The 23,267-nt window shown below is 55.0% G+C and carries 22 protein-coding genes, 2 tRNA genes, 1 pseudogene and 1 other annotated feature; of the genes and pseudogenes, 12 read left to right on the forward strand and 13 right to left on the reverse strand.

The genetic code is table 11. From position 1 onward, the window contains the following. Positions 1 to 27 precede the first annotated feature (27 nt). Together G7090_RS14805 and G7090_RS14810 are read right to left on the reverse strand one after the other, a co-directional pair. Positions 28 to 103, reverse strand: a tRNA-Asn gene (locus G7090_RS14805). Between the two features lie 80 nt (positions 104 to 183). Further along, positions 184 to 1,692, reverse strand: a complete 1,509-nt coding sequence (locus G7090_RS14810) for an EmmdR/YeeO family multidrug/toxin efflux MATE transporter (protein WP_166182912.1) — start codon at positions 1,690 to 1,692, stop codon at positions 184 to 186. A 161-nt stretch (positions 1,693 to 1,853) separates the two neighbouring features. Here G7090_RS14810 and G7090_RS14815 point away from each other — a divergent pair. Then, positions 1,854 to 1,929, forward strand: a tRNA-Asn gene (locus tag G7090_RS14815). Positions 1,930 to 2,041: 112 nt separating this feature from the next. Here the strand turns inward: G7090_RS14815 and G7090_RS14820 are convergent. The 4 genes from G7090_RS14820 to dacD form a co-directional block, all read right to left on the reverse strand. Continuing rightward, positions 2,042 to 2,377 carry a DUF496 family protein gene (locus G7090_RS14820; protein WP_103180181.1) on the reverse strand — a complete coding sequence of 112 codons (336 nt, stop codon included), beginning with the start codon at positions 2,375 to 2,377 and terminating at the stop codon, positions 2,042 to 2,044. A 167-nt stretch (positions 2,378 to 2,544) separates the two neighbouring features. After that, a complete protein-coding gene (locus G7090_RS14825; protein ID WP_166182913.1) occupies positions 2,545 to 3,603 on the reverse strand; it encodes an FUSC family protein in 1,059 nt (352 codons plus the stop codon). A 102-nt stretch (positions 3,604 to 3,705) separates the two neighbouring features. Further along, positions 3,706 to 4,179, reverse strand: a complete 474-nt coding sequence (gene sbmC, locus G7090_RS14830) for a DNA gyrase inhibitor SbmC (RefSeq protein WP_106993459.1) — start codon at positions 4,177 to 4,179, stop codon at positions 3,706 to 3,708. A 121-nt stretch (positions 4,180 to 4,300) separates the two neighbouring features. After that, positions 4,301 to 5,473, reverse strand: a complete 1,173-nt coding sequence (dacD, locus tag G7090_RS14835) for a serine-type D-Ala-D-Ala carboxypeptidase DacD (RefSeq protein ID WP_166185370.1) — start codon at positions 5,471 to 5,473, stop codon at positions 4,301 to 4,303. Between the two features lie 192 nt (positions 5,474 to 5,665). Between dacD and sbcB the strand changes: the two genes are divergently transcribed. Next, positions 5,666 to 7,102 (forward strand): exodeoxyribonuclease I, encoded by a 1,437-nt coding sequence (sbcB, locus tag G7090_RS14840; protein WP_207630074.1) that lies wholly within the window; start codon positions 5,666 to 5,668, stop codon positions 7,100 to 7,102. A 95-nt stretch (positions 7,103 to 7,197) separates the two neighbouring features. Here sbcB and G7090_RS14845 read toward each other — a convergent pair whose 3' ends face one another. The 4 genes and pseudogenes from G7090_RS14845 to G7090_RS14860 form a co-directional block, all read right to left on the reverse strand. After that, positions 7,198 to 8,556 carry an APC family permease gene (locus tag G7090_RS14845; protein ID WP_166182915.1) on the reverse strand — a complete coding sequence of 453 codons (1,359 nt, stop codon included), beginning with the start codon at positions 8,554 to 8,556 and terminating at the stop codon, positions 7,198 to 7,200. Next, entirely contained in the window at positions 8,546 to 8,608 is a 63-nt protein-coding gene (yoeI, locus tag G7090_RS23965; RefSeq protein ID WP_100780850.1) for a membrane protein YoeI, read from the reverse strand. Before yoeI ends, G7090_RS14845 begins: the two co-directional genes overlap by 11 nt. A gap of 159 nt (positions 8,609 to 8,767) precedes the next feature. Beyond that, positions 8,768 to 9,753 (reverse strand): annotated as a pseudogene (locus G7090_RS14855) (LysR family transcriptional regulator). A 40-nt stretch (positions 9,754 to 9,793) separates the two neighbouring features. Then, on the reverse strand, positions 9,794 to 10,621 hold the full coding sequence (locus G7090_RS14860) for an SDR family oxidoreductase (RefSeq protein WP_166182917.1): 828 nt from the start codon (positions 10,619 to 10,621) through the stop codon (positions 9,794 to 9,796). A gap of 174 nt (positions 10,622 to 10,795) precedes the next feature. On the opposite strand from G7090_RS14860, the gene hisL reads away from it, so the two are divergent. From hisL to hisIE, 9 genes are all read left to right on the forward strand, one after another. Next, a complete protein-coding gene (gene hisL, locus G7090_RS14865) occupies positions 10,796 to 10,846 on the forward strand; it encodes a his operon leader peptide (protein WP_001364200.1) in 51 nt (16 codons plus the stop codon). Beyond that, positions 10,822 to 10,945: a sequence feature (His leader region), on the forward strand. Its footprint overlaps the gene before it by 25 nt. A 45-nt stretch (positions 10,946 to 10,990) precedes the next feature. Continuing rightward, entirely contained in the window at positions 10,991 to 11,890 is a 900-nt protein-coding gene (gene hisG / locus G7090_RS14870; protein ID WP_106993465.1) for an ATP phosphoribosyltransferase, read from the forward strand. Positions 11,891 to 11,895: 5 nt separating this feature from the next. After that, the gene (gene hisD / locus G7090_RS14875; RefSeq protein WP_166182918.1) at positions 11,896 to 13,200 is read left to right on the forward strand and encodes a histidinol dehydrogenase; all 1,305 of its coding nucleotides are present in this window, start codon (positions 11,896 to 11,898) and stop codon (positions 13,198 to 13,200) included. Continuing rightward, positions 13,197 to 14,258, forward strand: coding sequence for a histidinol-phosphate transaminase (hisC, locus tag G7090_RS14880; protein WP_166182919.1), 1,062 nt, complete (start codon positions 13,197 to 13,199; stop codon positions 14,256 to 14,258). Before hisD ends, hisC begins: the two co-directional genes overlap by 4 nt. Continuing rightward, the gene (gene hisB / locus G7090_RS14885) at positions 14,255 to 15,322 is read left to right on the forward strand and encodes a bifunctional histidinol-phosphatase/imidazoleglycerol-phosphate dehydratase HisB (RefSeq protein WP_166182920.1); all 1,068 of its coding nucleotides are present in this window, start codon (positions 14,255 to 14,257) and stop codon (positions 15,320 to 15,322) included. The genes hisC and hisB overlap by 4 nt, the downstream gene beginning before the upstream one ends. Beyond that, a complete protein-coding gene (hisH, locus tag G7090_RS14890; RefSeq protein WP_106993469.1) occupies positions 15,322 to 15,912 on the forward strand; it encodes an imidazole glycerol phosphate synthase subunit HisH in 591 nt (196 codons plus the stop codon). Before hisB ends, hisH begins: the two co-directional genes overlap by 1 nt. Beyond that, a complete protein-coding gene (gene hisA, locus G7090_RS14895) occupies positions 15,912 to 16,649 on the forward strand; it encodes a 1-(5-phosphoribosyl)-5-[(5-phosphoribosylamino)methylideneamino]imidazole-4-carboxamide isomerase (RefSeq protein ID WP_166182921.1) in 738 nt (245 codons plus the stop codon). The genes hisH and hisA overlap by 1 nt, the downstream gene beginning before the upstream one ends. Continuing rightward, a complete protein-coding gene (gene hisF / locus G7090_RS14900) occupies positions 16,631 to 17,407 on the forward strand; it encodes an imidazole glycerol phosphate synthase subunit HisF (RefSeq protein WP_166182922.1) in 777 nt (258 codons plus the stop codon). The genes hisA and hisF overlap by 19 nt, the downstream gene beginning before the upstream one ends. Continuing rightward, positions 17,401 to 18,012, forward strand: coding sequence for a bifunctional phosphoribosyl-AMP cyclohydrolase/phosphoribosyl-ATP diphosphatase HisIE (gene hisIE, locus G7090_RS14905; protein WP_166182923.1), 612 nt, complete (start codon positions 17,401 to 17,403; stop codon positions 18,010 to 18,012). The genes hisF and hisIE overlap by 7 nt, the downstream gene beginning before the upstream one ends. Before the next feature lie 44 nt (positions 18,013 to 18,056). Here hisIE and wzzB read toward each other — a convergent pair whose 3' ends face one another. Continuing rightward, positions 18,057 to 19,037, reverse strand: coding sequence for an LPS O-antigen chain length determinant protein WzzB (wzzB, locus tag G7090_RS14910; RefSeq protein ID WP_166182924.1), 981 nt, complete (start codon positions 19,035 to 19,037; stop codon positions 18,057 to 18,059). A 194-nt stretch (positions 19,038 to 19,231) separates the two neighbouring features. Here wzzB and G7090_RS14915 point away from each other — a divergent pair, with 194 nt between their 5' ends. Next, complete coding sequence (locus tag G7090_RS14915; protein ID WP_166182925.1) at positions 19,232 to 20,236, forward strand: NAD-dependent epimerase; 1,005 nt, start codon at positions 19,232 to 19,234, stop codon at positions 20,234 to 20,236. A 44-nt stretch (positions 20,237 to 20,280) separates the two neighbouring features. Here G7090_RS14915 and ugd read toward each other — a convergent pair whose 3' ends face one another. Next, positions 20,281 to 21,447 (reverse strand): UDP-glucose 6-dehydrogenase, encoded by a 1,167-nt coding sequence (gene ugd, locus G7090_RS14920; protein ID WP_106993475.1) that lies wholly within the window; start codon positions 21,445 to 21,447, stop codon positions 20,281 to 20,283. Between the two features lie 252 nt (positions 21,448 to 21,699). Beyond that, entirely contained in the window at positions 21,700 to 23,106 is a 1,407-nt protein-coding gene (gndA, locus tag G7090_RS14925) for an NADP-dependent phosphogluconate dehydrogenase (RefSeq protein WP_166182926.1), read from the reverse strand. Positions 23,107 to 23,267 lie beyond the last annotated feature (161 nt).

The following is a 23,267-nucleotide window of genomic DNA, read 5'->3' on the forward strand; positions in this document are numbered from 1 at the left end:
AGTTTCCTTAAGCGGGCTTCTTAAATGTGGCTCCTCTGACTGGACTCGAACCAGTGACATACGGATTAACAGTCCGCCGTTCTACCGACTGAACTACAGAGGAATCGTGTGAACGGGGCGAATATTAGCGATGCCACCTGGCGTTGTCAAAGGCAGATTGCAGATTTTGCATCGTTTGCCGATTTATTCCCCACTTTGCACATTCACTACCCGTTCTGAGGCGGCAACTACCACATTATTACGCTGTGGCCGCGGGTATTTCTGCAACCAGCGTCCACTGATCATTCGCCAGTAGAACAGCGCCCCGCGAACCGCCCAGTCGAGGAACATCCCCAGCCAGACCCCCACCACGCCCATCCCCAGCATGATCCCCAGCGTATAGCCCGCGACCACACGGCAGCCCCACATGCCGAGCATCGAGACCCACATCGCGAAACGGGCATCGCGCGCCCCTTTCAGCCCGGCAGGTAACACCCACGAGGCAGCCCAGATCGGCATAAAGGCAGCGTTCAGCCAGAGCAGGATCACTACCACGTCTTTAACATCCTGCTCATGGGTATAGAATGACGCCAGCAGCCCGGCGAAGGGCGCGGTCCCCCAGGCAATAGCGGTCAGGCCAATCGTCGAGAGCCAGAATACGTGGCGTAGCTGACGTTCCGCCTGGCCGATCTGCCCCTTACCGAGCCGTTTTCCGGTGATAATGGTGGAGGCGGAACCGAGGGCGTTGCCCGGCAGGTTGATCAGTGCCGCGACGGAAAAGGCGATAAAGTTCCCGGCAATCACGTCGGTGCCCATCCCGGCCACGAACATCTGGGTCAGGAGTTTGCCGCCGTTGAACAGCACCGACTCAATACTGGCGGGCACGCCGATGCCCATCACTTCCCAGATAATGGCGAAGTTAAGCGGCTTGAAATAGCTCTTGATGCTGATGCGCAGCGACGGGTTAAAACCGACCGCCAGCACCACGATAATGGCGACAGCGCCGATATAGCGCGAGATCGTCAGCCCGAGGCCGGCCCCGACAAAGCCGAGCCCGTCCCAGGAGAAGAGGCCGTAAATCAGCACGCTACTGATCATAATGTTGAGGATATTCATCCCGCCGTTAATCAGCAGCGGAATTTTGGTGTTCCCTGCCCCGCGCAGCGCCCCGCTGCCAATCAGCGCAATCGCTGCAGCCGGGTAGCTGAGCACCGTCATCTCGAGATACGACAGCGCCAGAGCTTTCACCTCGCCGGTCGCCTCGCCGGCCACCACGTTGATGATCTCTTCCCCGAAATAGTGGATCACCGCCGCCAGCACAATGGAGAACAGGGTCATGATCACCAGCGACTGCCGGGCGGCAGCGCGCGCGCGTCGGGGATCGCGTTTCCCCAGGCTAAAGGCCACCACCACCGTGGTCCCGAGATCGATGGCCGCAAAGAACGAAATGATCACCATGTTGAAGCTGTCGGCCAGCCCAACGCCTGCCATTGCTTCTTTGCCGAGCCAGCTGACCAGGAAGGTGCTGAGCACCCCCATCAGCAGGACGCAGGTGTTTTCCAGAAAGATAGGCACGGCAAGGGGGGTGATTTCACGCCAGAAGAGAACCTTGTAACTCTTACGTTTGGCATACCAGGGCGTGCGCATCACGGCCTGGCGTAAAGCGGAGGTGACGTTCAAAATGGACCTTAGCGAGAAAAGTTGAAACTCCATTTCAAATGATGAGGGAGAAATGCAGATCCTGCAAAGTATTTCCCACAAAAATATGTTGGTAATTACGTCAAACTGACGACAGAATCAGCAGTTGATCGAAAGCGGGTAAGATCAGGTTTGACAAAAGTTTTTTCGCCGCTAAGATAACGCTCCACAACGATTCCTCTGTAGTTCAGTCGGTAGAACGGCGGACTGTTAATCCGTATGTCACTGGTTCGAGTCCAGTCAGAGGAGCCACATTTAAGAAGCCTGCTTTCGAGCAGGCTTTTTGCTTTTTCGGATTCGGTAAACCGCAGCAAAAAAAAAAAGCCCTCCGACAGGTCGGAAGGCTTAGCATGTTCATCGGCGCTTATTCGCCTTTGGCTTCAGCGTGCTTCATCTCGCCCATGACTTTCAGCTTTTTCGAGATTTCACGACGTTCTTTAGAGATCTCAGCATTTTTGATGATGTAGTCGTCGACGCGGTCTTCGTAGTCGCTTTTCATGCTGGCGATGATGCCCTGGATGGCTTCAACGCTCATGCCTGGCTTGATGTAATCGCTCAGGTTGTCCAGCAGCAGAACACGCTTCTGGTTGTCACGGATCTTCTTCTCAACGTCCTGGATTTCACGTTGCAGTTTGTTCTTGCGGCGGAACAGGCGGACGAATTCCAGAACATCCTGGAACGAAGGCTTGGTAGTTTCCATTTTTACACCCCTGATAATGTGAGATTCGGATTCGTTTAAACAACCGCGATGCCGTTAACCTTACTGACAGCGATTGCTGATGACAATAATTTTTCCTTTGTCCCTATCATAACCTCAATTTCTGCTGAATCGAAGCAGCAGCCATCACAACCGTGCATAGCCGCTTTTTATTTGCGCAATGCCCGGCAGATAAGATGTGACAACAGCTCCAGCTGGCGCGCAAGTTCCATGCTCAACCATACATAGCCATGAATGGGCGTTTCCGCCACGTTTTCACTGCGTTGATCGTTTATCAGCTGCCGCAGCTCGGCAACGATTTCGTTCAGCCGCTCGGTATTGGCCAGGATCGGCTGCGGATTGCCTTCATAGAGCGCGTGGGCGATGGTGAGCAGCGTCTGCTGCGTCATCTGCTGCGTCTCTTTTAAGGTCCGGGCATTCAGCATCACAAAGTGACTGGCCCGGGAAGCCCAGTGGGCGTTGATCTGTAGCTCCAGCATGCAGACCAGGTTGCGGCTGACGGTCTGGATCGCTTCGAAGATAGCTTTCTGAATATGGGTCTCTTTACTGGCTGGCGTAATCAGGCCGCGCATTTTTACTACGTCGTTAAGGATGGTTTGCAGATGTTTTTCCAGCCGCGGACGCTCAACAAGGTTGGGAGAAAAGCCCGCCTGATAAACCCGGTTAAAGGCGGTGACGTAGTTCGCCATCTGGATACGCCAGTGCAGGAATGCCCGCTGCGGCCAGATTCCGGTAAACAGCATTGCCAGCAGGGAACCGAGAATCACGTCGCCGCTTCGCCACAGCGCGGTGTGCATATCCCCTTGCGGCGCGCCAATCACCACCGCAAGGGTGATACCAATCAGCAGCGCCTGATAGGGCCGCTTGCCGAGCGCCAGCCAGCCGCAGAGGAACATCGCTACTGCGCACCACAGCAGCATCAGCGGCAGGGAGAACAGCTCCAGCTTCAGGGCAATCAGCCCCAGCGCCGAGCCCAGAATGGTGCCGCCAATACGCTCAAAGGCGCGTGGTACCACGTTACCCCAGAAGGAGATGGGCCCCATGATAACCACCAGCGTAATCAGCGGCCAGGTGCCTTCCGGCACGTCCAGCAGACGCACCAGTAAAAAGGTGAGGATAAACGCCAGCGCGATACGGCATCCGTGCACGGTGCGGTAGTGGCGATACAGTCGGATTTCAAAGGGCGTCAGAGTTTTGTCGGGGCGCACACGCTCTCCAGCATTACGGCAAACCCTGATTGTACTGCGTTTTCTGCCGGAGCGGTGGCATCCGGCAGAAAAACCCTGTGAAGCGTAAGCATACGTGCAGCGTTACGCCACCCGGTTTTGGACCGGAATAAACATCTCGATATCCCAGTAGCCGTCGGCGTTACCGTCATTCAGGTAACGTTCGAAGCAGGGTTTCGGCGCGATCTGGTAATCGACATCTTCGAGCAGGCTGTCGAAGAACAGGTTCCACGGCGTGGCGAAGTCGTGATTCTCAACGCGGGCGCTGGCTACCGCGTAATCGCCCTCGGCCACTTCGGTGAGGATCACCCCTTCACTGTTGGCGGGGATGACAAAATCGTCCGGCACGGTGACAACCGTGTCGCAGCGTAATTTTTCCGCCGGGACTTCATCAGGATTATCGTAATAGACCGCCACCCACTCCAGCGGCTGAATATGTCGGCCATCTACCCACATCACCAGTTGCTCAAAACCTTGCTTAACGGTCTGCTCCCAGGGGCCAACCATATGAAAACCGGCGATTTTGCGTTTATTCTGGTGCTTGATGCTGTAGTCCATGCTACCTCCGATTGGTTACTGTATATACATACACTCTAATGCAGAGAAAAGCGGTTTAACAATGATGACCTGTCTATTATGCGAGCAGGCTCGCACAGTCGCCAGCCTGCTCATTCTGCCGTCAGGCTTTGTGGTGCAGATAGTCGCTCAGGCGTGAGAACATCCCGCCTTTACCGACGCTTTCCAGGGTCACCAGCGGCCAGTGGGCGACCACCTTATCGCGGTCGTACAGCTCGATCTCACCCACCCGCTGATGCGCGGCGATAGGCGCTTCCAGCTCTTTTTTATCCAGCACATATTTGGCTTTGATGTTCGGCAGCTCCGCTTTCGGCAGCGCCAGCCAGAAGTCCTGATCGGTGCCCAGCGAAATCTGCTCTTTATCGCCATACCAGATGCGCTCGATGCCGACCTGCTTACCGTTACGCAGGATCTGCACGGTATCGAAGTTCTGCTGTCCCCAGTGCAGAAGCTTGCGCGCCTGATCCTCGCGGCCTTTCGGGCTCTCGGCCCCCATGATGACGGCAATCAGTCGGCGCTGACCGTCCACGGCTGAGGCAATCAGGTTAAAACCGGCACCGGAGGTGTGCCCGGTTTTCAGGCCATCGACGTTGAGGGACTTATCCCACAGCAGGCCGTTACGGTTCTGCTGGGTGATGCCGTTCCAGGTCAGGCTCTTCTCGCTGTACATGTGATAAAACGCCGGTTCACCGTGGATAATGGCCCGGGAAAGCACCGCCAGATCGAATGCCGAGCTGTGCTGGCCCGGCGCGTCCAGACCGTGCACCGTTTCAAAATGGGTATCGCGCAGATTCAGCTTTTTGACGTAATCATTCATCATGGTGACGAACTGCGGCTGCCCACCCGCCACGTAATCGGCCAGCGCCACGCAGGCATCGTTACCGGAGTCAACAATCAGGCCCCGGCTGAGGTCACGCACCGAAACCTGCTCCCCCGCCTTCAGGAACATCAGCGAGGAGCCGTCAAATACCGGATTGCCCTTGGCCCAGGCATCCTGACCAACCGTGACCATATCGTCCGGGGTGATGCGATGGCTGTCGATGGCGCGATCCACCACATAGCCGGTCATCAGCTTGGTCAGGCTGGCCGGATTGCGCTGCTGATGTTCGTTGCCCGCCGTTAAAATCTGCCCCGTCGTGTAATCCATCAGTACCCAGGAACCGGCCTGGATAGCTGGCGGCTGCGGCGCATAATTAATCGGGTCGGCAGCCAGCGCGGAAGAAATGCTCAAAGTGAGTAAAGAAACAGCAATAAACAGACGGCGTTTCAACGGTATATCCTCAGGTCATTTAAAATCGTTGCCCTTTTTACGTAAGTTTTCCGCTGGATACCTGGAATAATTGCAAAAAAATGTGACAGCACGCAGGTTTTTTCCGGACGATGCTTCGCAAATTTGCAGGCTGACGGCGCTTTTCCTTCGGCGTGCCAGGCGGGATGGTTTACCATAGTGGTGTCACTCATAAACAGGATGGTATTACTGGTGTCTGACTCCGCCGCGCTGCCTACATTTTTATTTCACGACTACGAAACCTTTGGCACCAGCCCCTCGCTGGATCGCCCTTCCCAGTTTGCCGCCATCCGCACCGATGCCGATTTCAATATCATCGGCGAGCCGGAAGTGTTCTTTTGCAAACCCGCCGATGACTATTTGCCCCAGCCCGGCGCGGTGATGGTCACCGGCATCACGCCGCAGGAGGCCAGGGAAAAAGGGGTAAATGAGGCAGAGTTTGCCCGTCGCATTCATGACCTGTTTACCGTGCCTAACACCTGCGTGGTGGGCTACAACAACGTGCGTTTCGATGACGAAGTGACCCGGCATATTTTTTACCGCAACTTCTACGATCCCTACGCCTGGAGCTGGCAAAACAAGAACTCGCGCTGGGATCTGCTGGATGTGATGCGCGCCTGCTATGCCCTGCGTCCTGAAGGGATTAACTGGCCAGACAACGAAGACGGACTCCCCAGCTTCCGCCTTGAACATCTGACCCGCGCGAACGGCATTGAACACAGCAACGCTCATGACGCGATGGCCGATGTCTACGCCACTATCGCCATGGCGAAGCTGGTGAAGACCCGGCAGCCGAAGCTGTTTGAGTACCTGCTCAGCCATCGCAGTAAGCAGAAACTCACCACCCTGATTGACGTGCCGCAGATGAAGCCGCTGATGCATATCTCCGGGATGTTCGGCGCCTGGCGCGGGAATACCAGCTGGGTGGCCCCGCTGGCCTGGCACCCGGACAACCGCAACGCGGTGATTATGGTGGATTTAGCCGGGGATATTACCCCCCTGCTGACGCTGGATAGCGACACCCTGCGCGAGCGGCTGTACACCCCAAAAGAGGCGCTGGGCGATGATGCTGCGGTGCCGGTGAAGCTGGTGCATATCAACAAGTGCCCGGTGCTGGCTCCCGCCAACACCCTGCGCCCGGACGATGCGGAACGGCTGGGAATCAACCGTCAGCACTGCCTCGACAACCTGAAACTGCTGCGGGATAACCCGCAGGTGCGCGAGAAGGTAGTGGCGATTTTTGCCGAAGCGGAGCCGTTCGTTCCGTCAGAGAACGTCGATGCCCAGCTCTATAACGGCTTTTTCAGCGACGCTGACCGCTCTGCCATGAATATCGTGTTGCAGACCGATCCCCGTAACCTGCCCGCCCTGGATATCACTTTTGCCGATCGGCGCATTAACAAGCTGATCTTTAACTACCGGGCGCGTAATTTTCCCGGCACCCTGGATGAGGCCGAGCAGGAACGGTGGTTACAGCATCGCCGCAACGTGTTTACGCCGGAGTATTTGCAGGCTTACGCCCAGGAGCTGGAGATGCTGTACGGTGAGTATGAAGGGAATGCTGAAAAGCAGGCGCTGTTAAAAGCGCTGTATCAGTATGCGCAGGAAATTGTGTAACCTGAGAAAACAAAAAAGCCGGAGGCGATGTCTCCGGCTTTTTTTTGCCCGGCGGCGCTACGCTTGCGCGGGCCTACGGCTTTGCAGTCAATTAATTATGCTACATCTTCGTACTGAGGAACCGGGTTGCGGAAGCTTTTGGTTACGCATGCCAGGTAAATCAGACCGATACCACCCCAGATCAGACCCAGAACCATTGAGCTCTCTTCCAGGTTGATCCACAGCGCACCCACAGTCAGCGCGCCACATACCGGCATCAGCAGGTAGTTGAAGTGGTCTTTCAGCGTTTTGTTGCGCTTCTCACGGATCCAGAACTGAGAGATCACGGAGAGGTTAACAAAGGTAAAGGCAACCAGCGCACCGAAGTTAATCAGCGCCGTAGCAGTAACCAGGTCAAATTTAATTGCCATCAGAGCAATCACACCCACCAGCAGCACGTTCCATGCCGGGGTACGCCATTTCGGATGAACATAACCGAAGAAGCGAGTCGGGAACACGCCATCACGCCCCATCACGTACATCAGACGGGAAACGCCCGCGTGTGCCGCCATACCGGATGCCAGAACGGTGACGCTGGAGAAGATCAGCACGCCCCACTGGAAGGTTTTGCCTGCTACATACAGCATGATTTCTGGCTGTGATGCGTCCGGATCCTTGAAGCGAGAGATATCCGGGAAATACAGCTGCAGGAAGTAAGAGGCACCGATAAAGATGATGCCGCCCAGCAACGCCGTCAGGAAGATAGCGCGCGGGATCACACGCTCAGCGTCTTTGGTTTCTTCAGACAGAGAAGAGATGCCGTCAAAGCCGAGGAACGAGAAGCACAGGATCGTCGCACCGGTGATCATCGGCACTACATGCGCGCCTTCAGACCAGAACGGACGGGTGCTGGTCAGCGTACCTGCGCCTTCACCGTGAGAAACGCCGTAAATGATCAGACCCACGATGACCGCCACAATACCCATCTGCAGAATAACAATCAGGGTGTTGAAGTTGGCCACGGTCTTGATGCTGCGCAGGTTAGAGATGGTCATAAAGGCCACCAGCGCCACAACAAAGATCCACGAAGGTACGGAAGGCACCAGCGCTTCGAAGTAAATTTTTGCCAGCAGAATGTTGATCATCGGCATGAACAGGTAGTCAAGCAGGGATGACCAGCCCACCATAAAGCCAACAGCCGGGCTAATGGACTTCTGTGCATAGGTGTACGCAGAACCTGCGGACGGGAAGCGGCGAACCAGCTTGCCGTAGCTCAGCGCGGTAAAGAGGATCGCGATCAGCGCAAAGGCATACGCCGTTGCTACGTGACCGTCAGTGAGGCCTGAAACGATACCAAACGTATCGAACAGCGTCATCGGCTGCATATAGGCAAGGCCCATCATAACAACCGGAATCAACGTAAGCGTTTTACGTAATTCCACGCGAGAGGTTTTTGGAGTTGCGTTATGCGACATGGTTATTCTCCTTTACGGTGAATACCGCCACGTAAGCGAATGATTGCCCCATTTCTTTCTTCCTCAGCGACAACAACTGTCGGATTTTAGTAAATATCTATCCGGTACGAAGCCCGGCCTCTTGGATTTAATGGTTTTCTTACATGCAAAAAAAAATAATCGACGCCTTTTATATCGTCGATTATTCCATGTTTGCTGCGGCGCATTTTCCCTAAATGATAGTAAAAATGCAAGAGATCGAAAGGCATCCTAAAGTTAAATTTTTTATTAATCCGCTGATTTCTCAGCTGCGCCCTGCGCATAAACGGCAGCGATAGCACTATTTGCTAAAATTTCTTGCCGCCACCATGCGCTGGCAAGCCCGGCAGTCTGCTCATTCCAGCCTATCCATACGGAATCATAACTGGATTGAGCGATGACCTGTTTCTCGACCAGCGCACCGCTTTCTATAAAACGCTGGGCTAAATATCGCGGCAGATAACCACAGCCTAAGCCGCTAATTTGCAGCTCCAGCTTGGTTTTAAAATCAAATACGGTAATGGCTTCCTGATCGTCCAGTAGCTGGGAGGAGGCCGTACAGCCCGGTAATGAATTATCACCCACTACAATTGCGCGATAACTTTTGATGACCCGCCGGTTGATCGGCTCCGGCTCCTGGGCCAGCGGATGGTGTGGGGCGATGACGAACACCTGCTCCAGTTGCCCGAGACAGGCAAAGCCAAAATCGCTAAGCCGGGGCGGTTCATGCAGCGCGCCAACGACGATATCCGCCCGGCCCTGCACCAGCGACTCCCAGGAACCGGCTAACACGCCATTGATAAATTTGAGACGGGTGACGCTGTGTCGCGCGTAAAAGGCCTCGATGAGCGGTGCCAGCAGGGAAAACGGGAAGGTATCATCCACGCCGATAACCAGCTCGTTTTCCCAGCCCTGATGCAGCTTGACGGCCTGTTTTTCCAGCTCACGCACCGAATGCAGCACGTCCCGCCCTTTTTCCAGCAGCATCTGCCCGGTGCGGGTAAAGCGCGCCCGGTGGCCGGAACGGTCCAGGATCTGAATATTCAGATCGCTTTCGAGTTTGTGAACGGTGTAGCTGAGCGCAGAGGGGGTCTTGAACAGCTTTGCCGACGCCGCAGCAAAGCTCCCCTCTTTTTCCAGTGCATCAAGGATAATAAGGACATCCAGCAGCGGTTTCATGCTCACCCCCTTGTGGTGCGCTTACGCTCCGCCAGCGGCGTTACTCCATTGGCATAACCAGCGGATCGGGAAAGAGATACTCAAATCCCAGTTCATGACAGATGCGGTTCCCATCAATCAATTTGCCCTTCCCCGCTCCGGGGGCATCGTGGAAGTGCGGCGCTGCCAGGCCAAGCTGACGCGACATCACCGGATAGAATGTACTGCGTGTTGGATGAGAGGGCGCACATATATTATAGATGTGCCCGCCCTTCGGGGCCTGTAATAGCAGGGTAATTGCGCCGATCACGTCTTCAAGATGCACCAGATTGACGCCATGTTGGCCGTCAGGCGCTGATTTCCCGGCAAAAAAACGGCCAGGATGACGACCGGGCCCCACCAGCCCCGCAAGGCGTAATATATCGACCTGGGTGCCGGGTAAATTATGCAGCCAGTCTTCCAGCTCTTTTAATACCCGCCCGCTGGCGGTCACCGGCTGGCGCGGCATATTCTCTTTTACGGCGCCTTCCACATCGCCATATACCGAGGTGGAGCTGGTGAAAATAATGCGTGGAATATGGTACGCGAGAGCGCTATCGACAATTTCCTGTACTGCCTGCAGATAATAGCTCTCGCCCGGTCCGGTGCGACGCGCTGGCAGGGTGATCACCAGCGCATCCACATCACTCATCAGCGTATCCAGATCGTCGGTGTCGCACACCAGCTCTGGCTCCAGGCGCAATTCAACGCTTTCGATACCGCACATCCGCGCCGCCTCGACCCCATCCACGGTGGTTTTACTGCCGGTGACCTCCCAGCCCCGCCCCAGTAGCGACATGGCCAGCGGCATTCCAAGCCATCCCAGACCGACAATTGCGACCTTTTTCATGCATTTTCTCCTGACGTTTACGCCTCTGCTTTAAGGCTACGCCAGCCATGCGCAACTGACAATTGATAGCGCCAATATGAAATCATTTAATGATAAAAAAAAGCCCTTGCTTTATATAGCGCAAGTGGTTTAGGTTAAACGACATCACATGAATAAGCATTCATCGAGAATTTTATGACACGCGTTCAATTTAAACACCACCATCATCACCATCATCCTGACTAGTCTTTCAGGCGATGTGTGCTGGAAGACAGTTAGATCTTCCAGCGGTGCATGAACGCAAGAAAAAGCCCCCGGAAGATCATCTTCCGGGGGCTTTTTTTTGGACCGTGTTCAGGCAAGTTACAACAGGATCATGAGGAACCGACAATGTTAGATAATTCACGTTTACGCATAGCTATGCAGAAATCAGGTCGTCTTAGCGACGATTCACGCGAACTGCTGGCGCGCTGCGGCATTAAAATCAACCTGCACACACAGCGCCTGATCGCGCTGGCAGAGAATATGCCGATTGATATTCTGCGCGTGCGTGACGATGACATTCCAGGTCTGGTGATGGACGGCGTAGTTGATCTGGGCATCATTGGCGAAAACGTGCTGGAAGAAGAGCTCCTGACCCGCCGTGCGCAGGGCGAAGACCCGCGCTATTTCACCCTGCGCCGTCTGGACTTTGGCGGCTGCCGCCTGTCGCTGGCAACCGCGGCTGACGAAGCCTGGGACGGCCCGGCCGGGCTGAACGGCAAGCGTATCGCCACCTCCTACCCTCACCTGCTGAAGCGTTACCTCGATCAGAAAGGGGTGCAGTTTAAATCCTGCCTGCTGAATGGCTCTGTCGAAGTGGCACCGCGAGCGGGTCTGGCCGATGCGATTTGCGACCTGGTCTCCACCGGCGCCACCCTGGAAGCAAACGGCCTGCGCGAAGTGGAAGTGATCTACCGCTCTAAAGCCTGCCTGATCCAACGCGACGGCGAAATGCCGGAAGCCAAACAGCAGTTGATTGACCGCCTGCTGACCCGTATTCAGGGCGTTATCCAGGCCCGCGAATCGAAATACATCATGATGCATGCCCCAACTGAGCGTCTGGATGAAGTGATTGCCCTGCTGCCGGGCGCTGAACGTCCAACCATTCTGCCGCTGGCAGGGGATCAGCAGCGCGTGGCGATGCATATGGTCAGCAGCGAAACCCTGTTCTGGGAAACCATGGAAAAACTGAAAGCGCTGGGCGCCAGTTCGATCCTGGTGTTACCGATTGAGAAGATGATGGAGTAACAACCATGACCTTTAACACCGTTATCGACTGGAACACCTGTAGCACCGAACAGCAGCGCGACCTGCTGATGCGCCCGGCGATCTCGGCCTCGGAAAGCATTACCCGTACCGTGGCGGAGATTCTGGACAATGTGAAAACCCGTGGCGACGATGCCCTGCGGGAGTACAGCGCAAAATTCGACAAAACCGAAGTGGGTGCGCTGAAGGTGAGCGAGCAGGAAATGACTGACGCCTGTAACCGCCTGGGTGAAGACATCAAGCAGGCGATGGCGGTGGCGGTCAAAAACATCGACAACTTCCACCGCGCGCAAGCACTGCCGGTCATTGACGTTGAGACCATGCCTGGCGTGCGCTGCCAGCAGGTGACCCGCCCGGTTGACTCTGTGGGTTTGTATATTCCGGGTGGTTCCGCCCCGCTGTTCTCCACGGTGCTGATGCTGGCCACCCCGGCACGTATCGCCGGTTGCCGTAAGGTAGTGCTCTGCTCGCCACCACCGATTGCCGATGAAATTATTTATGCGGCGCAACTGTGCGGCGTGCAGGAGATCTTCAAGGTAGGCGGTGCGCAGGCGATTGCCGCTCTGGCGCTGGGCACCGAGTCCATCGCGAAGGTGGATAAAATCTTTGGCCCGGGCAATGCGTTTGTGACCGAAGCCAAACGTCAGGTCAGCCAGCGTCTGGACGGTGCGGCCATCGACATGCCGGCTGGCCCGTCGGAAGTGCTGGTGATTGCCGACAGCGGCGCGACGCCGGATTTCGTGGCCTCCGATCTGCTGTCCCAGGCAGAGCACGGCCCGGATTCGCAGGTGATCCTGCTGACCCCGGATGCCGGTATGGCACAACGGGTCGGCGAAGCGGTTGACCGTCAGCTGGCCGATCTGCCGCGGGCCGATACCGCCCGCCAGGCGCTCTCCGCCAGCCGCCTGATTGTGGCCCGGGATCTGGACCAGTGCATCGCCATTTCCAACCTCTACGGCCCGGAGCACCTGATCATTCAGACCCGCAATGCCCGTGAGCTGGTTGACAGCATCACCAGCGCCGGTTCGGTGTTCCTCGGTGACTGGTCGCCGGAGTCCGCTGGCGATTACGCCTCGGGCACCAACCACGTGCTGCCGACCTACGGCTATACCTCAACCTGTTCCAGCCTGGGGCTGGCAGATTTCCAGAAGCGCATGACCGTACAGGAACTCTCCCGCGAAGGTTTTGCGTCGCTCGCCGCCACCATCGAAACGCTGGCCGCCGCTGAACGGCTGACCGCCCACAAAAATGCCGTAACGCTGCGCGTTGCCGCCCTCAAGGAGCAAGCATGAGTATTGAAGAGTTAGCTCGCGACAACGTTCGCGCCCTGACCCCGTATCAGTCTGCCCGTCGTCTGGGTGGTAATGGCGACGTCTGGCTGAACGCCAATGAATTCCCTACCGCCGTCAGCTTCGAGCTGACCCAGCAGTCGCTGAACCGCTATCCGGAGTGTCAGCCGAAAGCGGTGATTGAAAACTATGCCGCCTATGCCGGTATCCAACCGGAGCAGGTGCTGGTCAGCCGCGGCGCGGATGAAGGCATTGAACTGTTGATCCGCGCCTTCTGCGAGCCAGGCAAAGACGCGGTACTCTACTGTCCGCCAACCTACGGGATGTACAGCGTCAGCACCGAAACCTTCAACGTTGAACTGCGTAAAGTGCCTGCCCTGGAAAACTGGCAGCTCGATTTGCAGGCTATTGCCGATAACCTCGACGGCGTGAAGGTGGTGTTTGTCTGCAGCCCGAATAACCCGACCGGGCAGCTGATTAACCCTCAGGATATCCGCTCGCTGCTGGAGATGACCCGCGGCAAAGCCCTGGTGGTGGCCGATGAAGCCTATATTGAGTTTTGCCCGCAGGCGACGCTGACCGGCTGGTTAGCAGAATATCCGCACCTGGTGATCCTGCGCACCCTGTCAAAAGCCTTTGCCCTCGCCGGGCTGCGCTGCGGCTTTACGCTGGCGAATAAAGAGGTGATCGACCTGCTGATGAAGGTGATTGCGCCTTATCCACTTTCGACGCCGGTAGCGGATATCGCCGCCCAGGCGCTGTCGCCAGAGGGCATTGCGGCCATGCGGAGCCGCGTGGCGCAGATCGTCGATGAGCGGGCGTATCTCGTCAGCCAGCTGAAAACCATCCCCTGCGTGGAGCAGGTTTTCGACTCGGAAACCAACTATATTCTGGCGCGTTTCACCGCCTCGAGTGCAGTATTTAAATCTTTGTGGGATCAGGGCATTATCTTACGAGACCAGAACAAACAACCCTCTTTGAGTGGCTGCTTACGCATTACCGTGGGTACCCGAGAAGAGAGCCAGCGCGTTATCGACGCCCTGAATGCGGAGAAAGTATGAGCCAGAAGTACCTCTTTATCGATCGTGACGGCACTATCATTTCGGAACCACCCAGTGATTATCAGGTCGATCGTTTCGACAAACTGGCCTTTGAAGCCGACGTCATTCCGGTGCTGCTTAAGCTGCAGAAAGCCGGGTTTAAGCTGGTGATGATCACCAATCAGGACGGCCTCGGCACGGACAGCTTCCCGCAGGCTGATTTCGACGGCCCACACGACCTGATGATGCAGATCCTCACCTCTCAGGGCGTGGTGTTTGATGAGGTACTGATTTGCCCGCACCTGCCTGCCGACAACTGCGACTGCCGTAAACCGAAAGTGCAGCTGGTTGAGCAGTATCTGGCCGATACGGCGCTGGATAAAACGAATAGCTACGTGATCGGCGATCGCGCCACGGACATCGAGCTGGCAGCCAACATGGGCATCACGGGCCTGCGCTATCAGCGTAAGACCCTGAACTGGGCGATGATTGACGAGCAGCTGACCAAACGTGACCGCTACGCCCACGTGGAGCGCAACACCAAAGAGACGCAGATCGACGTGAAAGTGTGGCTGGATCGTGAAGGTAGCAGCAAGATCCACACCGGCGTGGGCTTCTTCGATCATATGCTGGATCAGATCGCCACCCATGGCGGTTTCCGCATGGAGATCGGCGTTAAAGGTGACCTCTACATTGACGATCACCACACCGTCGAAGATACCGGCCTGGCGCTGGGCGAGGCGTTGAAGCTGGCGCTGGGCGATAAGCGCGGCATCAGCCGTTTTGGCTTTGTGCTGCCGATGGACGAGTGCCTGGCCCGCTGTGCGCTGGATATCTCCGGCCGCCCGCACCTGGAATATAAAGCCGACTTTACCTACCAGCGCGTGGGCGACCTGAGCACCGAGATGGTTGAGCACTTTTTCCGCTCCCTCTCCTACACCATGGGCCTGACGCTGCACCTGAAAACCAAAGGTAAGAACGATCACCACCGCGTGGAAAGCCTGTTCAAGGCCTTTGGCCGCACCCTGCGCCAGGCCATTCGCGTGGAAGGCGATACCCTGCCGTCGTCGAAAGGAGTGCTGTAATGAACGTGGTGATCCTTGATACCGGCTGCGCCAACCTCAACTCGGTGAAATCTGCGATTATGCGTCACGGCTACGATCCGCTGGTCAGCCGCGATCCGGATGTGGTGCTGCACGCGAGCAAACTCTTTTTACCGGGCGTCGGTACGGCGCAGTCGGCGATGGATCAGATCAACCAGCGTGAGCTGGTTGATCTGATTAAAGCCTGTACCCAGCCGGTGCTGGGTATTTGTCTGGGGATGCAGCTGCTCGGCCGCCGGAGTGAAGAGTCTAACGGCGTGGATCTGCTGGGTATCATCGACGAGGATGTGCCGAAAATGACCGACCACGGTCTGCCGCTACCGCACATGGGCTGGAACCGGGTCTATCCGAAAGCGGGTGACCGACTGTTCCGCGGTATCGAGGACGGGGCGTATTTCTATTTTGTTCACAGCTACGCGATGCCGGTAAACGCCAATACCATCGCCCAGTGCCACTATGGTGAAGCCTTCACCGCGGCCGTGCAGAAAGATAATTTCTACGGCGTGCAGTTCCACCCGGAGCGTTCCGGAGCCGCTGGCGCGCAGTTGCTGAAAAACTTCCTGGAGATGTGATGATTATTCCCGCTTTAGATTTAATTGACGGCACGGTTGTCCGTCTACACCAGGGCGATTACGGCCAGCAGCGCGACTACGGTAACGATCCGCTGCCGCGCCTGCAGGACTATGCCGCCCAGGGAGCGGAAGTGCTGCACCTGGTTGACCTGACCGGCGCGAAAGATCCCGCCAAACGCCAGATCCCGCTGCTGAAAAAACTGGTGGCGGGCGTTAACGTCCCGGTCCAGGTTGGCGGCGGCGTGCGCACCGAAGAAGATGTAGCGGCTCTGCTGGAAGCGGGTGTGGCGCGCGTGGTGGTAGGTTCTACCGCAGTAAAAGATCCCGAGATGGTACAAGGCTGGTTCAAACGCTTTGGCGCCGACGCGCTGGTGCTGGCGCTGGACGTGCGTATTGACGACCAGGGTAATAAACAGGTGGCGGTCAGCGGCTGGCAGGAGAACTCCGGCGTGACGCTGGAGGAGCTGGTGGATCGCTATCTGCCGGTGGGTCTGAAGCATGTTTTGTGCACGGATATCTCCCGCGACGGCACGCTGGCCGGGTCCAACGTGTCGCTGTACGAAGAGGTCTGCGCCCGTTATCCGCAGGTGGCGTTTCAGTCATCCGGCGGCATTGGTGATTTGAATGATATTGCCGCCCTGCGCGGGACTGGTGTACGTGGGGTCATCGTTGGGCGCGCCCTGCTGGAAGAAAAATTTACGGTTAAGGAGGCGATTCAATGCTGGCAAAACGGATAATTCCTTGTCTCGACGTGCGTGATGGTCAGGTCGTGAAAGGCGTGCAGTTCCGCAATCACGAGATCATCGGCGATATCGTTCCTCTGGCAAAACGCTATGCGGAAGAAGGTGCCGATGAGCTGGTCTTTTACGATATCACCGCCTCCAGCGATGGTCGCGTGGTGGATAAAAGCTGGGTCGCGCGCGTGGCGGAAGTGATTGATATCCCATTCTGCGTGGCGGGCGGGATTAAATCGGCAGACGACGCGGCAAAGATCCTCACCTTCGGCGCGGATAAAATTTCCATTAACTCCCCTGCCCTGGCCGATCCTGAACTCATCACCCGCCTGGCCGACCGCTTTGGCGTGCAGTGTATCGTGGTCGGAATTGATACCTGGTTTGACGACGCCACCCGCAAATACCACGTCAACCAGTACACCGGCGATGAGAGCCGGACCCGCGTCACCCAATGGGAGACGCTGGACTGGGTTCAGGAAGTGCAGAAGCGCGGCGCGGGTGAGATTGTGCTGAACATGATGAATCAGGACGGCGTGCGTAACGGCTATGACCTCGAACAACTGAAGAAAGTGCGCGAAGTATGCCACGTGCCGCTGATCGCCTCGGGCGGCGCAGGCACCATGGAACACTTCCTCGAAGCCTTCCGCGATGCCGATGTTGACGGCGCGCTGGCGGCCTCGGTGTTCCACAAACAGATCATTAATATTGGTGAGTTAAAAACGTTCCTGGCGAATCAGGGCGTGGAGATCAGGGTATGTTAACAGAGCAACAACGCGCGCAGCTGGACTGGGAAAAAACCGACGGCCTGATGCCGGTGGTGGTGCAGCACGCGGTGTCTGGTGAAGTGCTGATGCTGGGTTATATGAATCAGGACGCCCTGGCGAAGACCATCGACAGCGGTAAAGTAACCTTTTTCTCGCGCACCAAACAGCGTCTGTGGACCAAGGGCGAAACCTCCGGCCATTTTCTGAATGTGGTCAGCATCACGCCTGACTGTGATAACGATACCCTGCTGGTACTGGTTAATCCCATCGGGCCGACCTGCCACCTTGGCAACAGCAGCTGTTTTGGCGATGCCAGCCACCAGTGGCTGTTCCTGTACCAGCTGGAACAACTGCTGGCTGAACGCAAAACCGCGGATCCTGAGAGTTCTTATACGGCGAAACTGTATGCCAGCGGCACTAAGCGTATCGCGCAGAAAGTGGGAGAAGAAGGCGTAGAGACAGCCCTGGCCGCTACTGTGAACGACCGGGCCGAGCTGACTAATGAAGCTTCTGACCTGATGTATCACCTGCTGGTGCTGCTGCAGGATCAGGATCTCGATTTAACAACGGTGATTGAGAATCTGCGTCAGCGACACAAATAAAAAAACCGGGGAAACCCGGTTTTTTTTACAGCTTGCGGATGTGTTTAGGCTCTGGCCTGGTAGTTGCGCATGGCATTACGACCTAATACAACACCAGAGCCGATGATTCCACCCAGCAGTACCGCAATGATCATAACGATTGAACGTTTCGGACTATCACGGCGAATCGGCAAGTTTGGTTTCATCACATAGCGATAGGCATGGATAGTTGTCGGATCGATTTTCAGCTTTTGGATATCCAGCAGCTTCTGTTTGTTCTGGTAGTAACTGTCAGATAGCGTCAGTGGACGGGAAGATTCATGCGCAATCATGGATTGCAGCGCTTCTGTACCTAACAGGAACATTGTTTCCTGAGTAACATCCTGAGTCTGCTGGATTTTTGGGGTGGTGATATTAGCCGCCTCAGCGTACTTTAGTGCTTCCGTAATCTGTCTGATTCGCAGATCTTTCTGCTCCTGTGCGATGGTCTCCTGGTTACCCAATACATCCGTTAAGGTCACGACCTGCTGCTTGATGTTGTCATTGAGGTCAACTTCAAGCTCTTTTTGGATCTGCTCATCAACCTGCTGAATATATTGCGCTACCTGCTTTTGCGCCGCCTCAGCCGAACCGCTTACGTAGCTAATACTCAAAGGTAAAGGCTGGCCTTTCACAACGGGTTCGATTGTCAGCTTTTCCGGAACAGCCTGGTTTTCAAGAGCCTGAGTCAGCGCAGAGAAAGAGGCATTATAGCGAGTAATCACACCTTCCTGAATATCATTTAGTTTCGGTGCCCCACCACCAAAAAGAATATTAAGCGCGTTGCTATAACTACCAATTTGAGCCGCATCAGGTTGGGTAATGATCGCTGTAGAAGTCCACTTCTCTTTGGCATAGACAAGATATGCTCCGGCAATAGCAATAGCGATAACGACAAATGCAGCTATAAGCCATTTCCCACGCCACAGCTGTATTACAAGATCAATCAAATCAACCTGCTCAGGGTCACAGCTCCGCGTGACCACGTTATTGTTGTTCTGCGTCATATAATCCTTACAAGGCCAAAAAGCGCAAATAATAAAGTTTCAGATATAGTTTATCGATTGTTGACGGATTTTCTATAGGAATCCGATGAGGCATATCGAAAATATGATGTTTGGTAACCCTGCGCATCGCGTTATCATACCCTAAATCCGGTATTTAACGCACCGGGCATGATAAGTAACAGATGAGGACAGTTATGAAATTTCTGGTCACTGGCGCAGCAGGCTTTATCGGCGCTCATGTCAGCAAGCGGCTTCTGAATGCCGGGCATCAGGTTGTGGGTATCGACAACCTCAATGACTATTACGATGTGAACCTGAAGCAGGCGCGTCTTGATCGGCTGACCTCCGCGAGCTTTAGCTTCCATAAGCTTGACCTGGCCGACCGTGAGGGCATGACAGCTCTCTTTGCCGCTGAAAAATTCGACCGTGTGATCCATCTTGCCGCCCAGGCGGGTGTACGCTACTCGCTGGACAATCCGCATGCTTACGCCGAAGCCAACCTGGTGGGTCATCTGAACGTTCTGGAAGGCTGCCGTCACAATAAGGTGCAGCACCTGCTGTATGCCTCTTCCAGTTCCGTTTACGGTCTGAACCGTAAGATGCCGTTCTCAACTGACGATTCCGTGGATCACCCGGTTTCGCTGTATGCCGCGACCAAAAAAGCCAACGAGCTGATGTCGCACACTTACTCCCATCTGTACGGTCTGCCGACGACCGGCCTGCGCTTCTTTACCGTCTACGGCCCGTGGGGGCGTCCCGATATGGCGCTGTTTAAGTTCACCAAAGCTATGGTCGAAGGCAAAAGTATCGATGTCTATAACTTCGGTAAGATGAAGCGCGACTTCACCTATATCGATGATATTGCTGAAGCTATTATTCGTCTGCAGGATGTTATTCCACAAGCGGACAGTAACTGGACGGTTGAGTCTGGCTCCCCGGCAACCAGTTCTGCGCCTTACCGAGTCTATAACATCGGTAATAGCTCACCTGTCGAACTGATGGACTACATCACGGCGCTGGAAGAAGCGTTAGGCATTGAAGCGGATAAAAACATGATGCCGATTCAGCCGGGTGATGTGCTGGAGACCAGCGCAGATACCACCGCGCTATATGAGGTGATTGGCTTTAAACCGCAGACCTCGGTTAAAGAGGGCGTGAAGAACTTCGTGGACTGGTATCGCGAGTTTTATAAGGTTTAAAAAAAAGCCCGGCGATGATGCCGGGCTTTTTTGGTATCGATAAATCAGTCGCTGCCAAACAGATCGCGGGTATAGACCTTATCCGCTACGTCAGACAGTTCTTCCGCCATCCGGTTAGAGATGATCACGTCCGCTTCTTTCTTAAAGGCATCCAGGTCGCGAACCACACGTGAATGGAAGAATTCATCTTCTTTCATCACCGGTTCATAAATGATGACCTGAACGCCCTTCGCCTTAATACGCTTCATAATCCCCTGAATGGAGGAGGCGCGGAAGTTATCCGACCCGCTCTTCATGATCAGACGGTATACCCCCACCACTTTCGGCTGACGCGCCAAAATGGAGTCGGAGATGAAGTCCTTACGCGTGCGGTTGGCATCCACAATCGCAGAAATTAAGTTGTTCGGTACGGACTGGTAGTTAGCCAGCAGCTGCTTGGTATCTTTTGGCAGACAGTAGCCACCGTACCCGAAGGAAGGGTTGTTATAGTGGTTGCCGATACGCGGGTCGAGGCAGACGCCTTCGATGATCTGACGGGTGTTCAGCCCCAAGCTCTCTGCGTAGCTGTCCAGCTCGTTGAAGTAGGCAACTCGCATCGCCAGATAGGTATTGGCGAAGAGTTTAATAGCTTCAGCTTCCGTCGCATCGGTGAACAGGACATTGATGTCCTTTTTAATGGCACCTTCCTGCAGCAGAGCAGCAAAACGTTCCGCACGCTCCGAGCGCTCCCCAATGACGATACGTGACGGGTGCAGGTTATCGTACAATGCCCTGCCCTCACGCAGAAACTCTGGTGAGAAAATGACATTATCGATACCCAGCTCTTCTTTAATCGATTGGGTGAAGCCAACAGGAATGGTCGATTTGATGATCATCACGGCGTTCGGGTTAATCGCCGTCACATCCTTGATCACCGCTTCCACGCTTGAGGTGTTGAAATAGTTGGTTTTTGGATCATAGTCAGTTGGCGTCGCGATGATCACAAAATCCGCACCGCTGTAGGCGTCAACTTTGTCCGTAGTGGCGCGGAAATTCAGCGGCTTATTAGTCAGATAATCCTGAATCTCTTTATCCACAATGGGCGAGATCTTCTGGTTCAGCATATCCACTTTGGCCTGCACGATATCCAGGGCCACCACTTCATGGTGCTGTGCAATCAGGATCCCGTTTGAGAGACCCACATAACCTGTTCCGGAGATTGTTATTTTCATTGGATTAACGTCTTTAAGTTAAGTGTCGGGAGCGACAACCGCCCCACCGCAATAAGCAACTTTTTGGGTTTTTACCGCGTATGCCGAGTTGATGTCAAGGCGAATGGCTGGCTGCAGGAAGGGACAATTATAGTGATTTATGCTGCAGTATAGCCTGTCGGATGAACCAGGTGAGGTAACACGGGGATATTACGGATAAAAAAAACCCGGTGACATTCACCGGGTCTCGCTACGTGTCTGAGTTAAATCAGATTAATCCAGCCACTCGGTGTGGAACACACCTTCTTTATCGGTACGCTTATAGGTATGCGCACCGAAGTAGTCGCGCTGCGCCTGAATCAGGTTGGCAGGCAGAACGGCAGCACGATAGCTGTCGTAATACGCGACTGCAGCAGAGAAGGTTGGCACCGGAATACCGTTCTGTACTGCGTAAGCCACAACGTCACGCAGCGCCTGCTGGTAATCATCAGCAATCTGCTTGAAGTATGGTGCCAGCAGCAGGTTAGCGATGTTCGCATTTTCAGCGTACGCATCGGTAATTTTCTGCAGGAACTGAGCACGGATGATGCAACCGGCACGGAAAATCTTCGCGATTTCGCCGTAGTTCAGATCCCAGTTGTTCTCATCAGACGCGGCACGCAGCTGAGAGAAGCCCTGCGCGTAAGAGACGATTTTACCCAGGTACAGTGCGCGACGGACTTTCTCGATAAATTCAGCTTTATCGCCTGCCAGCTTCGCCTGTGGACCGGTCAGCACTTTAGATGCTGCAACACGCTGCTCTTTCAGAGAGGAGATATAACGTGCGAAGACCGATTCGGTGATCAGAGACAGTGGCTCGCCCAGATCGAGTGAACTCTGGCTGGTCCATTTACCGGTACCTTTGTTCGCCGCTTCATCCAGAATCACATCAACCAGGTATTTACCCTCTTCATCTTTCTTCGTGAAGATATCCTTGGTGATGTCGATCAGGTAGCTGCTCAGCTCGCCGTTGTTCCAGTCGGTGAAGGTTTGCGCCAGTTCTTCGTTAGAGAGGTTCAGGCCACCTTTCAGCAGAGAATAGGCTTCGGCAATCAGCTGCATATCACCGTATTCGATACCGTTGTGAACCATCTTCACATAGTGACCTGCACCGTCCGGACCGATATAGGTTACGCACGGTTCACCGTCTTCAGCAACCGCAGCGATTTTGGTCAGGATTGGCGCGACCAGCTCATAAGCGTCTTTCTGACCGCCAGGCATGATGGATGGGCCCTTCAGCGCGCCCTCTTCACCGCCGGATACACCGGTACCGATGAAGTTGAAGCCTTCAGCTGACAGTTCACGGTTACGACGAATGGTATCGTGGAAAAAGGTGTTACCGCCATCGATGATGATGTCGCCTTTTTCCAGGTACGGTTTCAGCGAGTCGATGGCTGCATCGGTGCCAGCACCTGCTTTCACCATTAACAGGATACGACGAGGCGTTTCCAGAGATTCAACAAACTCCTGCACCGTATAGAAAGGAACGAGTTTTTTGCCTGGATTCTCGGCAATCACTTCTTCGGTTTTATCACGGGAGCGGTTGAAAACGGAGACGGTATAACCACGACTTTCGATGTTCAGCGCCAGGTTGCGCCCCATCACTGCCATACCGACGACGCCGATCTGTTGTTTGGACATTACTTACTCCTGTCAGGTGTGGTCACCGCGCAAAGCATGCACGGTTTAAAGTGTATCTCAGATGTTAACCCAGTTAACATCAGAATGAATAGTAGTAATTACTAAACACACTAAACTTAATAAATTTCATACTAACATTTCGGAATGTATGATTTATTAAG

This window comes from Leclercia sp. 29361 (assembly GCF_011290365.1).
Lineage (GTDB): Bacteria > Pseudomonadota > Gammaproteobacteria > Enterobacterales > Enterobacteriaceae > Enterobacter > Enterobacter tamurae.

Bases quoted from the DNA above. Each gene is read 5' to 3' on its own strand.
- wzzB (WP_166182924.1), bottom strand. From the start codon at position 19,037: ATGACGCAGAACAACAATAACGTGGTCACGCGGAGCTGTGACCCTGAG.
- ugd (WP_106993475.1), bottom strand. From the start codon at position 21,447: ATGAAAATAACAATCTCCGGAACAGGTTATGTGGGTCTCTCAAACGGG.
- gndA (WP_166182926.1), bottom strand. From the start codon at position 23,106: ATGTCCAAACAACAGATCGGCGTCGTCGGTATGGCAGTGATGGGGCGC.
- G7090_RS14845 (WP_166182915.1), bottom strand. From the start codon at position 8,556: ATGTCGCATAACGCAACTCCAAAAACCTCTCGCGTGGAATTACGTAAA.
- sbcB (WP_207630074.1), top strand. From the start codon at position 5,666: ATGGTATTACTGGTGTCTGACTCCGCCGCGCTGCCTACATTTTTATTT.
- sbmC (WP_106993459.1), bottom strand. From the start codon at position 4,179: ATGGACTACAGCATCAAGCACCAGAATAAACGCAAAATCGCCGGTTTT.
- hisA (WP_166182921.1), top strand. From the start codon at position 15,912: ATGATTATTCCCGCTTTAGATTTAATTGACGGCACGGTTGTCCGTCTA.
- hisG (WP_106993465.1), top strand. From the start codon at position 10,991: ATGTTAGATAATTCACGTTTACGCATAGCTATGCAGAAATCAGGTCGT.
- G7090_RS14860 (WP_166182917.1), bottom strand. From the start codon at position 10,621: ATGAAAAAGGTCGCAATTGTCGGTCTGGGATGGCTTGGAATGCCGCTG.
- G7090_RS14820 (WP_103180181.1), bottom strand. From the start codon at position 2,377: ATGGAAACTACCAAGCCTTCGTTCCAGGATGTTCTGGAATTCGTCCGC.
- G7090_RS14915 (WP_166182925.1), top strand. From the start codon at position 19,232: ATGAAATTTCTGGTCACTGGCGCAGCAGGCTTTATCGGCGCTCATGTC.
- hisIE (WP_166182923.1), top strand. From the start codon at position 17,401: ATGTTAACAGAGCAACAACGCGCGCAGCTGGACTGGGAAAAAACCGAC.
- hisD (WP_166182918.1), top strand. From the start codon at position 11,896: ATGACCTTTAACACCGTTATCGACTGGAACACCTGTAGCACCGAACAG.
- hisB (WP_166182920.1), top strand. From the start codon at position 14,255: ATGAGCCAGAAGTACCTCTTTATCGATCGTGACGGCACTATCATTTCG.
- hisC (WP_166182919.1), top strand. From the start codon at position 13,197: ATGAGTATTGAAGAGTTAGCTCGCGACAACGTTCGCGCCCTGACCCCG.
- G7090_RS14810 (WP_166182912.1), bottom strand. From the start codon at position 1,692: ATGGAGTTTCAACTTTTCTCGCTAAGGTCCATTTTGAACGTCACCTCC.
- hisH (WP_106993469.1), top strand. From the start codon at position 15,322: ATGAACGTGGTGATCCTTGATACCGGCTGCGCCAACCTCAACTCGGTG.
- hisF (WP_166182922.1), top strand. From the start codon at position 16,631: ATGCTGGCAAAACGGATAATTCCTTGTCTCGACGTGCGTGATGGTCAG.